Genomic DNA, 11972 nt, shown 5'->3' with positions numbered 1-11972 from the left:
AATTTTTTGCTATTAACCTGATACTGGTATTAATAGTTTTAAAGTTTTACGCTGATTCACTAAATTTAACAATTGCTTTCTTAATTCCATCTCATCTAACTCTGTATATTCCAAAATTAACTTTTCTATTTCTTCTATACGAACATTCATTTCTTGCCCTACATAAATTCTCGGGTGAACTTGCTTCTCATTCATTTCATCTTCTTTTAGTAATTCTTCAAAAAGCTTCTCTCCTGGGCGTATACCGGTAAATTCTATTCCTATTTCATCCAAAGAGTTTCCTGATAATCGAATGAGATTTTTAGCAAGATCAACTATTTTTACTGGCTCTCCCATATCCAGCACAAAAATTTCTCCTCCTTTAGCTAACGCCCCAGCTTGCACTACGAGTCTTGATGCCTCCGGAATTGTCATAAAATAACGAACCATATCAGGATGAGTAACTGTAATTGGTCCACCATTTTGAATTTGTTTCTTAAATAAAGGTATGACGCTCCCGCGGCTACCTAATACATTTCCAAAACGTACTGTAACAAACTTTGTATGACTTATTTTATCTTTGTGCTGAATGACCATCTCAGCTAATTTCTTTGTTGCACCCATAACACTCGTCGGGTTCACCGCTTTATCGGAAGAAATCATAACAAACGTTCCTACTCCATGCGTTCTTGCTGCCTCTGCTATATTCATAGTTCCAATCAAATTATTTTTAACAGCCTCTTCAGGATTGTTCTCCATTAATGGTACATGTTTATGTGCGGCTGCATGATATACAACATTTGGAAGATGTTTATTCATTATTAAATGCATCTTCTTTTCATCTTGTATATCCGCGATTTCTGGAATGAACACGCCTCTCATATCGTTATATTTTTCATTTAATTCCATTTCTATGGAATAAATACTGTTTTCTCCATGCCCTAATAAAATCAATTTTTTCGGCTTAAATTTCGCAACTTGTCTACAAATTTCCGAACCAATCGATCCACCTGCACCAGTAACTAAAATGACTTTTTCAGTTATATAATCTGAAATAATTTCCACATCTAACTCTACAGGATCTCGCCCTAATAAATCTTCTACTTGAACATCTCTAAATTCATTTACTGAAACCTTACCTGTTACTAAGTCTTCTAACATGGGAAGGATTTGAGTTTTTACTTTTGTTTTTAAACAATCTTTTAAAATAACATTTCTCTCTTTCTTGTTTAACGAAGGAATTGCTAAAATAATTATCTCAATATTCAGTTTTTTAATAACATAATCAATTTGATCCATGCCACCTATTACTGGAATCCCCCAAATATCAAGATTATGTTTTTTGACATTATCATCAATAAACGCGACTGGCATTAATTCAGCAGTATTATTCTTCAACAACTGTCTTGCAACCATCGTCCCAGCTGATCCAGCACCAACAATTAACGTTCTTTTTTTATCACCCTTCTTTACATAATAAATATCTCTGTACATTCTCCAAATAAAGCGGGAACCACCAATTAATAAAATATGAATCATCCAAGTTACAACTAACAATCGAAAATACATTTTTTGCATAATGATTTGCTGCACAACCGCTGTAGTAAGTATTGAAAATGTAACGACCTTGCATATAATTAGCAACTCTCCTATACTTGCATATTCCAAAGCTTTTTTATACAATTTATAAACAAAAGCAAATAAATGATGACTAACTAATAGAGTGATAGAGCTAATAACTGATGATAAAGTGATAACACTAAAGCTAGCATTTACAAAAAAATAACTAAAAAAAACTGCACTTAATACAATCAGTGAATCCATTAAAAGCAATAACGATATCCTCCGGCGATACGTCATATAACTTCCTCCTTTAATCAATTCCTTACTGAACTCTTTCAAAGTTAAAGTTTCTAACTATATTCTCTTTATTAAAAGTACATAGCTAGAAACTTTAATAAAATATGGGCATCTAACCCTCCCTCACATTACACTTTTGATGACTCGCATCTAAGGTTGCTTTCACAACCCACAGCATAATCGAGTGCCTCCATTGATAGCGGTCAGGAGACATCACCACATCACAGTTCTATTGTTCTTTCTTTATAACGAACATTTTTATGTACGAAGGTTAAATCTATTATTCTAATCCCCTTTATACTTTCCCATTCAAAATTACCCCCAATATTCTACTTTTCGTGAAACTTAGTGCTCTTTTCGTTTCAAGCGCATCTTCGCTCACAGTACGATTATATCGGATCACCAATAGTACTCCTTCACATTTATCAACTAATACACTCGTATCTGTTACTTCTAATACAGGGGAAGAATCAAATAATATGATGTCATACTGTTCCATTGCCTTTTGAATTAACATATCCATCTCATCTGAACTAAGTACTTCAGATGGATTGAATGGTACTGGACCACTAGTTAATACATCAAGACGTTCCATCTCTGTTTTTTTTACAGCGCCTTCTAAATTTGTTTTTCCGTTCAATATATCAGTTAATCCAACTGTATTTTCTACTCCAAACATTTCCTGAATTGTGGGTGTTCGTAAATTTGCATCTATTATCAATACTTTTTCACCTTTTTGTGCTATTGAGACTGCTAAATTAACTGTAATCGTTGATTTTCCTTCACCATACCTTGGAGAAGTAATAACTATAGTTCTGCTTTTATGAATAGACGAAGATAATTGAAGGTTTGTTCGAAGCGAACGATACTGCTCCGAAATTTTCGATCTTGGAGCTGTATAAGCAATTATACTTTCTCCTTTAACTTTATTTGTTTTTCGTCTATTTTTGTAGGCCACTCCGTTCCATCCCCCAGTACCACTGTATTTTTTTCACTGAATTTGTCTTCTGTATTTTTCCTATTCATTTTAGCAATCCCACCCAAAACAGGGACATCTAACAATTGCTCAATTCGTCGTTCCGATTTGATTCTATCATCAAATGAATCCAATAAAAAAATAAAACCAATACTGAGCACCATACCTACAGAGAACGCAATTAGTATCGTCTTAAAGTGATTTATATTTATAGGCATCGAATGTTTTTGAACTGGGTCTTCAGGTAATATACTTACATTATTAAAATTTAGTATATTTGCTACTTCTTTCTTATAAACAGCCGCTGTCGTATTTGCAATTTTATGTGCAAGTACAGGATCAATATCCACTACATTTATTCTCATAATCTGAGAGCCTTGTACACTTTCTATACTTATTTGTCCACTTAATGCACCTGCAGATCTGTTAATATTTAATTCAGCCGCTACTTTTTCTAATATTACAGGCTCATTTACCATCGCTTTCAATGTATTCATCGTTTCAGCATTAGCTTGAACAATAACCCTTGCTGAGGAGGCATACAAAGGTGTTTTCATATACATACTATACATCGCTCCTCCTACCATTGTGAGAGTCGTAAACAACAGTAGTATCCACACCCTTTTCCATATAACGGTAAATAGATTTTTCAAATTTATTTCCTTATTCATTACTTCTCCCCCTCATTTAATACCAATGAGATTCCAGTTGAAATTCCCATAAAAACAGAAATAAAAGTAATATGTTTTATTTTTCAAATATACAAACATTTCTAATTAATGCCATTTTAGTTCTTTATACAGAACGAGTCAACATAAATTATTCTTGTTAAATGACTTCTTAATTACACCTCATAAATTACGACAATATTCACTGTAATTCATTGTAGATAAATGACGAAAAAGCCCTGATACCGTAGTATCAGGGCTTTTTTTCTTAGTATAGAGATGTATTTCAATTACGTTCTCATTGGTGAACTTGCTTGCGGAATAAATAGTTTAACATGATGCTTTATTTCATATCACCATGTCCCAAAATTTTTTGTTTAACATCTGATAAATCCTTCGCCAACGAACTAAACGCTTTTGCTTGTTCTTCAATGACTTGTTGGTTTTTTTCAATAACTTTTTGATATTGTTCTTCGCGCTGTTCATTCTTTTTTTGTGTAGTAATAAGCATCCACACAAATAACGCTGCGAATGCTCCTTGTTGAATCATTGAATTTAAGATCTGCTCTTCTATTATTCTCACTCCTTTTCTAATCTAAATAATTACTCATTCGAGTGACTCTAATCTTTTATCATCTTTTAACACCAATATGCCCTTATAGCTATCTCTGTCTTATAATTCTTGCTAAAGCTATCTTTTATGTCATAACTTTATAAAATACAAAAACAGTTACTACTGGAATTTTTATCGAATATCTACAATGTCAAAGTGTTCCTCAGGTGTCCAACGATTCCCACCAATATCAATCCAGCCTTCTTTACGGAAGAATACTGTAAGGGGTTCTTTTGAAGTAATACGTCCTTTGTATGAGCCGTTAATTCCATCATAAAAGTTTACTCCATATCCTTCTGGGTATTTTGATATTGCTTTGAAAGGTCTCCAATAATAATGCTCCGCTTTTACCCAACGGCTTCTACCTAAATCTAACCACACATCATTATCTTCTCCCCAGTACGCATTCCAGTACAATACTTCTGCTGCTGTTGTAAAGTTCCCCTGATAGTTGCCATGTGGTCTATCATGATAGTTAATACCATAACCTTCCCAGTATATTGACTTTGCGAACCCAATCCCTTCTGGTTGCGGTGTACCAACAACGCCACCTTTACCTGTAAACCATTCAAGAGATTTTTCTCCGTTTAAGTAATTTAAATCTACATTACCAGATACGCCCGCAAGACTACCACTTTCCGTATACTGCCATAAATCACAGTTATAGGCTGGTTTATTTCCATAACGTGGAATCCAAAGGAAATCCGCATTCACAGTATTTAGTCCATAGCTTGTATACATGTGATGTGATACATATAGACCTACTTTCCAGCCAGCTGCACGGCATGTATCAATAAATGCCTGTGAAGCTTTCGCTAAGTTAACTGCTCCACAACTTGCTAATGTATCATCCTCCACATCTAATACTAAAAATTTCGCTTCTTTGTCAGCGCGCGCCATAAAATCGTTCGCTTCTACAATAGCATCCTGAACACTTACATAACATCCATAAGCATAGTGTGCAAATGGGACACCATAGTCTTTACAACCTTGTACATACTCTTTATAACGTGTATCAATTGTCCTTGATCCATATTGTACACGTATAATAGCAAGTTCAAGCTCTTTACTAGCTGCCGCCCAATTTATTGAACCATTGTGATGAGATAAATCTGCAATTTTCTTCATTTCTATTCCTCTTCTTTCTTATATCAAAATTTACGAATAAAAAAACAACTCTTAATAGAGTTGTTTTTTTATCGAATATCTACAATGTCAAAGTGTTCCTCAGGTGCCCAACTATTCCCACCAATATCAATCCAGCCTTCTTTACGGAAGAATACTGTAAGAGGTTCTTTTGAAGTAATACGTCCTTTGTATGAGCCGTTAATTCCATCATAAAAGTTTACTCCATATCCTTCTGGATATTTTGATATTGCTTTGAAAGGTCTCCAATAATAATGCTCCGCTTTTACCCAACGGCTTCTACCTAAATCTAACCACACATCATTATCTTCTCCCCAGTACGCACCCCAGTATAATACTTCTGCTGCTGTTGTAAAGTTTCCCTGATAGTTGCCATGTGGTCTATCATGATAGTTAATACCATAACCTTCCCAGTATATTGACTTTGCGAACCCAATTCCTTCTGGTTGCGGTGTACCAACAGCGCCACCTTTCCCCAAGTAGTCTAATGGATTCACAGCATTACTCTTATTAATATTCCAGCCGCCTTTATGCATTTCAAAATGTAAGTGCTGACCATAAGCCTGTCCCGTTTCTCCCATAACCCCAATTGTTTGTCCTTGTGTAACAGAATCGCCTTCTTTAACTGTACGAGAACCACCTCGCATGTGAGCGTATACAGTTTCCCATGTAACTCCATTAATATTATGAACAATCATAATACATTCACCGTAACTAGATGAAAAATACGAACGACTAACTTTCCCACTAGCCGCTGCATAAATCGGATGATAGCCTGCTTCAGCAAGATCTACCCCATGATGATCTGGTCTGTCACCTCTAAAACCACTTGTTACTCTCGTTGTATTTGTTGGATAAATAAATGTTGCCATATGAATCTTCCTTTCTATTTTATATTGTCTATATTTATTATTTTTAGATATATTGTAGGTTTTCCAACCTTAAAACGAACAAAACAGAGAATTTCTCCATTGTTATCTACCATCAAAATATTATTCTTTTAACCATAAGTTAAATATTATTAAGATTACCAAAGACTCTTGAAAAACTATTATTTTATATGACTAATTCTTCTTTCCTACATTACAGTTTAAGTATAAAAAACAACTCTTAGTAGAGTTGTTTTTTTATCGAATATCTACAATATCAAAGTGTTCCTCAGGTGCCCAACTATTCCCACCAATATCAATCCAGCCTTCTTTACGGAAGAATACTGTAAGAGGTTCTTTTGAAGTAATACGTCCTTTGTATGAGCCGTTAATTCCATCATAAAAGTTTACTCCATATCCTTCTGGATATTTTGATATTGCTTTGAAAGGTCTCCAATAATAATGCTCCGCTTTTACCCAACGGCTTCTACCTAAATCTAACCACACATCATTATCTTCTCCCCAGTACGCACCCCAGTATAATACTTCTGCTGCTGTTGTAAAGTTTCCCTGATAGTTGCCATGTGGTCTATCATGATAGTTAATACCATAGCCTTCCCAGTATATTGACTTCGCGAACCCAATTCCTTCTGGTTGTGGAACACCGCCTGCATTAAAATCTACATATTGTTTAACAATTTCAGCGTAGAAAAAATTACCGCCATTTTTATATCGATAACCACCATTGTACGCAACTGCGATAGGATGACTATATTTAACCATAGCACCAGTTGTATTTCCAAGTGATGGCGCAACAACCGTCTTAGAATACAGATCTGCCACCGGTAATGAATGTTGTTTATTGTTAGAAGCTAACCAGCGAAGATAAGCTCGTCCAAAATTATATGATTGAACAATGGCACTTAAATCTGTAATACCATTTTTCTTTGCATCATCAAAAGCTCCTTTTAAATGCTTTACTCCGTAATACACTGAATCTTTAGGATTCTTGATTGTATTCATTGCCCATCCTTGTGATTCACTTGACTGCATAATATCCGGTGTTGTTTCAGAGTTCCCTCCACTTTCCACCATAATAATTCCAAGTACGTAAGGAACTAATTCCGAAACACCTTGTGCAGCACATTCACTTTCTACCATTGATTGCCAACGTAACACTTGTTGTGGCAGATTCTTTGTTTTAACTGAAGCAGCTAATATACTCATTACTAAACATCTCCTTATTTTCCTATTATTTTTGTCTAAAAAACTACTACCTCACTACATATGGTTATCAGCCAAATACCCATTAATCTATAAAATTACTTCATGTTGCTCACCTTCTTTCACAACAAAAAGAGCAACCATAAAAATAGTTGCTCTTTCGTCGAAATCTTATATTACTACTATAAATCACTTTTTCAATACTTTCTGTACACCGCATGTACCCTACAAAAAGGTAACATTAAAATCCATCTAAAAACTTGACAATTTTTCTTATTTCAGCGTGTTTGCGTCGAATATAGCCTGTACTATAATGCAATTCAAACGCTATTTGTTCTAAGGTCATTCCATCAACATATTTCATTTTAAGTATTTGATGATCCAGTCCTGCAAACTTATTCATCAAAAGCTTTAAATCATATTCTTCATTCATCTTATGAGCTAATTCATATTCAATTGCTTCAATCCGGTCTTCTACCTTAGCCCCTTCCGACTCAGCGGTTAATCGTACATTTTGCAAGTCCCCACTAGTCCAGCGCTTTAATTCCGCTTTTGATTTGTCTAAGTTGTATTCTAAATAAGCGATTTCTTCTTCTAACTTCTTATAATCTTTGAGCCATTCAAACATCTGACGATTCACCTACTTCCTTTTTGTAAATTTAAATACTACTAATTTAATAAAACTTATATCCTTATTGGCTTTTTCAATCTTTGTTATTTGTAGAACATCTTTCATTTAATAAACACAACCATTTCCTACTATTTATAAATTCATTTTCTCTTTAGAATTCCAATACTGTAATTAACTCCTGAATAGATAATGAAAAACACCCTTCGAACAATCCTTGTAAGACATTAATAATCAAACAGAAATCACAAATTGTTAATACTTGCTCCAAACATTCACGAATATCTTCAAAGATGTTTAATGTACATCAAACATCTTTGAAGAATATAATCATTCAATCTTAGCATTAAGATAATACATTTTTAAACACCAAAGTCGTCGACCATTTTATCTTTTCTTAAGACTTATATTTATTTAATACCTCTTTTAATCTCTCACGCTCTTCCTCAGTGTACTGCGCGGGTTTTCTTTCCACTTCTTGATTCGTGTGTTCGTCATCTTTATATAACCAATCTGGGACAAGCTCTTTTCTAGTCGAATAATTTCTACCTGATTCATTAAATTTCTTATTCTTACTCATTTTGAAACGTCTATCTAGCGCGGTCACATCAGCAAATGTTTTAACTTTTTGCTCCTTCCAATTACTCAATATAGCTTTAACGTAGTTCCATCTTGGTGCATTCTCATCAATAGCTTTATTAGTTGCATACTGAATTAACTCACTACTAAACAAATCACAAAAATCGCCTAACTCCGTAAATGCAATTTCACTTAACGGAATGCCTCTCTCTTTTAAAAAATTATAATTTTTTTTTAACTCTCTACCGAATAATATATGAGATTCTAATTTATCCTTATCATCATGATTAGTATTTTGTATTTTAGTATTTAGTTTATTAATATTTAGTAGTGTCGGATTTTCCTCATATGGCTTTCCTACATCTTGCTTTTCCACTTGTGGAATTCTCTTTTGTGGTGTTTCATAAATTTCCGTATCCCATCTTTTAATTTGTTTTGTATTTTCATCACGAACGGGATAACGCTTTACATAGCCTAATTCTTTTAGTTCTTTAAAACCTGTACGTAGTGAATCTTCTCCATCCTTTGCATGTTGAGCTAATTCACTAATATGAAAAGTCCAATCATCTGGTAGTGTAAGTGTATAAGCCAAAATTCCTTTTGCCTTCCATGACAACCTTTTATCTTTTAAACCAGTATTATTTATGACGGAATAATTACTATCTTTTTTCACTCGAATAATCCCCATACTAGTCACCTCATAAATTCTCAAAATCGATATTCAATGTTATACTTATTCAGAGATATTTTTTTATAGAATCCGCTGCAACGGATTCTTTTTTTATGTACTCATTTAAATCCATCATGCTATCCATATTTTTTCTCCTAAATCTTTCTTATTCCTCAAATTCAACATCAACTTGAATTTCGATATTCATAGAAATTTCTTGTGTTATACGAATAACATTTGGACTTATTCCTTTTTGGATAAGCTTTTTAATCTGCTGTTTTGCAGCATCTTTTGTTTTAAATTCACTGACAGTTGGTAGACCTACTAAATTGCCAGTAATCACTAAAATTTTCCGTTGCATGTTTCTTCCTCCTATTGAAATTCTGCCATATTTATTTGTGAGTTTTTAACTTTAATTTCTTCATTTAAAACTGTTGGAATTGAATATTCTTCATTAATTATTTGTATAGCTCTATCCAAATGATTACGTTTAATAGCTTTATAACTATTCACACCAAACTCTCGATGTAATTGACTATAAATATCGCTATACAGCTTTTTTCTAAGACTGTTATCCTGATAAGAATTCGAATTTTTACCCCCCCAATAACAAAACACCTAACCTTTTTACAGCCTTTGTTATTTCGTCACATTCAATGGCGTATAGCGGAGCGTTTTCTCGTAACCCCTTCACTTCAGTCTTAATCTCTTGTATTTCTTGCGTATGTCCTTCTAAAGCTGCAAACGTTAACTTTAGGACTCCCATAGCATCCTTTGGTATTTTGTTCTGACTTTGTATATACCTCCTCATCCGTTTGAACTCTTCAATACATTTTATTTTCGTTTGCACAGCTTCTCTAGAGTTATACCCCATAGCAAGTAATACGAAAGCTTCTTCAGTTAAATTGTATTTAGACATGCGCTCACCCTGTGAATTGATATAAGTGGACTCGTAAAAATTTCCTTGCGCAAATTCTGCACCCGCATATACAATATTTTTACGAATATCCTCCAAAACGTAGTAATGATCTTTCCCGAACGTTTTCGCAATTACCAAACTATCTGTTACTACCTCACCATTAACTTCAAATACTAGTTCACTATGTACTAATACTTCGGTTAAGTGATCCATTCTGATCTCCTCCTCATCTTTAATTTTCAATTACCTTCCTTACATTTACATACCCTTGCATAAAGTGTTATTATTTACCAGTTTTCTTGGACATTAACCAATCCTCAACATTCAAATTATGTGATTTAATATAAAATATTTCCTTAACTCTCCAATAAAGCTTTGCTTAATAATTTCGTTATTGAGTTAAAAATTCAATATTTTATGTTCCAAAAAAGTAGGGTTTCTTTTCACACTACAATTCGGCTTGTTTTCTTCAAATTCAAAAAGATATTCTAAATTATGATCAGGAAAAAAGGTTTCCTTAATTTCAAGAGCCTCATCATAATAAAAACGAAATTTACCATTAATTTTGTCGCACACTGTTGCGTAGCGAAGATTCAGATGCGAAGAGATTTGGGTAATTACAATCCCTTTTCTCGCCATCTCTGCACGCAGATTCGGATACATTAGCTCACCTCCTTAATTTTTATACGAAATTGCGTTTATTTCCACTTTAATATATACGCATTTCCGTACAAAGTCAATGATATAATAGGGGAATACACTCAATATCGTACAAAACACTATTTACTTATAAATTCAGCTAAGTTATGATAGTAACAAACATACTCAATATCGTATACATTTTATAAGAAGGATGGTGAAGTTTATGGAAAAAGCAAAGATTGTAACACGCTTAATAAAAGAAGCTGGATATAGCAAAAGAGCTTTCGCAGAAAAAATCGGGCTCCCTCCCACAACACTGCAATCAATGTTATCAAGAGGAATCGGTAAAGCATCTGTTGATAATGTAATAAAAGTTTGTAAGGGATTAGGGATCACTACTGATGATTTAGAGGTGCTCACAACTAAAGGGGATAATACAGTTAAAGAAGAAGTTTCTATTTATGAAACCATTCAAAACGACCAATCAAACATTATCCATATCCCAATCATTGGTTCTGTCGCAGCCGGTACACCTATATTCGCCGAAGAAAATATCGAGGGTTATTTACCAATGCTAAGTACATTTTTAAATAAGCGTAAAAAGTATTTTTATCTTACTGTAAAAGGCACTAGCATGAATCTCGAATTCCCTGATGGTTCTTATGTTCTGGTAGAAGAAACTCCTTATGTTGAGAATGGGCAAATTGCTGTTGTAAAAGTCAATGGTTATGATGCAACTGTGAAAAAAATCTCAAAATCTGGAAGCATCATTACTTTAATACCATTGAGTAATGACCCTATCCATGAACCACAGACTTACGACCTTTCAGCTGAAGATGTAAAAATCATTGGTCGCGTTGTACAAGCAGTAAAAAATTATTAAATTTTTAGCGCTAGCAATTTATTGAAAAAAGAACCGATTCTAATAAAGGTTTATTGAAATTACCATCCCTATTATTAAGATACTCTTATGCTGAAGAGTTTTAGTGGCTGTTTTGTGGTTTCTTTTCATTTTGCGCCACTTGAAGTTAACTTTATAAAAAAGAAAAAAGCCCTGATACCGTAGTATTGATATTATCCCCTTTAGGTAGACAGTGTGAAAAAGACCATGTATACACATGGTACACTATTACTTGGAGGGGATTTTTCATGGCCAAAAAAGGTACAACATTTAATACATACTCAAATGAGATAAAGTT

The 11972-nt window shown here is 33.8% G+C and carries 12 protein-coding genes and 1 pseudogene; 1 reads left to right on the top strand and 12 read right to left on the bottom strand.

Annotation, left to right across the window (positions count from 1 at the left end; all coding sequences use genetic code 11):
• Window positions 1–12 precede the first annotated feature (12 nt).
• The 12 genes and pseudogenes from JDS92_RS09935 to JDS92_RS09880 form a co-directional block, all read right to left on the bottom strand.
• Window positions 13–1839, bottom strand: a complete 1827-nt coding sequence (locus JDS92_RS09935) for a polysaccharide biosynthesis protein (RefSeq protein ID WP_199631890.1) — start codon at window positions 1837–1839, stop codon at window positions 13–15.
• A gap of 295 nt (window positions 1840–2134) precedes the next feature.
• The gene (locus JDS92_RS09930; protein ID WP_085450474.1) at window positions 2135–2797 is read right to left on the bottom strand and encodes a CpsD/CapB family tyrosine-protein kinase; all 663 of its coding nucleotides are present in this window, start codon (window positions 2795–2797) and stop codon (window positions 2135–2137) included.
• Window positions 2746–3486: a YveK family protein gene (locus tag JDS92_RS09925; protein ID WP_199631889.1), complete on the bottom strand. Its 741-nt coding sequence runs from the start codon at window positions 3484–3486 to the stop codon at window positions 2746–2748. The genes JDS92_RS09930 and JDS92_RS09925 overlap by 52 nt, the downstream gene beginning before the upstream one ends.
• A gap of 340 nt (window positions 3487–3826) precedes the next feature.
• Window positions 3827–4057: a BhlA/UviB family holin-like peptide gene (locus JDS92_RS09920; RefSeq protein WP_073990767.1), complete on the bottom strand. Its 231-nt coding sequence runs from the start codon at window positions 4055–4057 to the stop codon at window positions 3827–3829.
• A gap of 171 nt (window positions 4058–4228) precedes the next feature.
• Entirely contained in the window at window positions 4229–5224 is a 996-nt protein-coding gene (locus JDS92_RS09915; protein WP_097953740.1) for a GH25 family lysozyme, read from the bottom strand.
• A 68-nt stretch (window positions 5225–5292) separates the two neighbouring features.
• On the bottom strand, window positions 5293–6114 hold the full coding sequence (locus JDS92_RS09910) for a M23 family metallopeptidase (RefSeq protein ID WP_199631888.1): 822 nt from the start codon (window positions 6112–6114) through the stop codon (window positions 5293–5295).
• Between the two features lie 255 nt (window positions 6115–6369).
• A complete protein-coding gene (locus JDS92_RS09905) occupies window positions 6370–7338 on the bottom strand; it encodes a lysozyme family protein (protein ID WP_000025073.1) in 969 nt (322 codons plus the stop codon).
• A 238-nt stretch (window positions 7339–7576) separates the two neighbouring features.
• Entirely contained in the window at window positions 7577–7963 is a 387-nt protein-coding gene (locus JDS92_RS09900; RefSeq protein WP_048527510.1) for a phage protein, read from the bottom strand.
• Window positions 7964–8360: 397 nt separating this feature from the next.
• Entirely contained in the window at window positions 8361–9230 is an 870-nt protein-coding gene (locus tag JDS92_RS09895) for a DnaD domain protein (protein WP_097959923.1), read from the bottom strand.
• Between the two features lie 148 nt (window positions 9231–9378).
• Window positions 9379–9573, bottom strand: coding sequence for a hypothetical protein (locus JDS92_RS09890; protein ID WP_001189063.1), 195 nt, complete (start codon window positions 9571–9573; stop codon window positions 9379–9381).
• 11 nt (window positions 9574–9584) lie between these two features.
• Window positions 9585–10344: pseudogene (locus JDS92_RS09885) on the bottom strand (ORF6C domain-containing protein).
• A gap of 186 nt (window positions 10345–10530) precedes the next feature.
• Entirely contained in the window at window positions 10531–10794 is a 264-nt protein-coding gene (locus JDS92_RS09880) for a helix-turn-helix domain-containing protein (protein WP_000283429.1), read from the bottom strand.
• 202 nt (window positions 10795–10996) lie between these two features.
• Between JDS92_RS09880 and JDS92_RS09875 the strand changes: the two genes are divergently transcribed.
• Entirely contained in the window at window positions 10997–11656 is a 660-nt protein-coding gene (locus JDS92_RS09875) for a LexA family protein (protein WP_000409433.1), read from the top strand.
• Window positions 11657–11972: the final 316 nt, after the last annotated feature.

This window comes from Bacillus cereus group sp. N12, assembly GCF_016483575.1.
In the GTDB taxonomy this organism is placed as follows: domain Bacteria; phylum Bacillota; class Bacilli; order Bacillales; family Bacillaceae_G; genus Bacillus_A; species Bacillus_A toyonensis.
This window is presented reverse-complemented; position numbering and strand designations above follow the sequence as displayed.

Excerpts from the sequence above, each read along its gene's own strand:
- JDS92_RS09880 (WP_000283429.1), bottom strand. The coding sequence starts at position 10,794 with ATGTATCCGAATCTGCGTGCAGAGATGGCGAGAAAAGGGATTGTAATT.
- JDS92_RS09910 (WP_199631888.1), bottom strand. The coding sequence starts at position 6,114 with ATGGCAACATTTATTTATCCAACAAATACAACGAGAGTAACAAGTGGT.
- JDS92_RS09925 (WP_199631889.1), bottom strand. The coding sequence starts at position 3,486 with ATGAATAAGGAAATAAATTTGAAAAATCTATTTACCGTTATATGGAAA.
- JDS92_RS09935 (WP_199631890.1), bottom strand. The coding sequence starts at position 1,839 with ATGACGTATCGCCGGAGGATATCGTTATTGCTTTTAATGGATTCACTG.
- JDS92_RS09890 (WP_001189063.1), bottom strand. The coding sequence starts at position 9,573 with ATGCAACGGAAAATTTTAGTGATTACTGGCAATTTAGTAGGTCTACCA.
- JDS92_RS09895 (WP_097959923.1), bottom strand. The coding sequence starts at position 9,230 with ATGGGGATTATTCGAGTGAAAAAAGATAGTAATTATTCCGTCATAAAT.
- JDS92_RS09875 (WP_000409433.1), top strand. The coding sequence starts at position 10,997 with ATGGAAAAAGCAAAGATTGTAACACGCTTAATAAAAGAAGCTGGATAT.
- JDS92_RS09905 (WP_000025073.1), bottom strand. The coding sequence starts at position 7,338 with ATGAGTATATTAGCTGCTTCAGTTAAAACAAAGAATCTGCCACAACAA.
- JDS92_RS09900 (WP_048527510.1), bottom strand. The coding sequence starts at position 7,963 with ATGTTTGAATGGCTCAAAGATTATAAGAAGTTAGAAGAAGAAATCGCT.
- JDS92_RS09915 (WP_097953740.1), bottom strand. The coding sequence starts at position 5,224 with ATGAAGAAAATTGCAGATTTATCTCATCACAATGGTTCAATAAATTGG.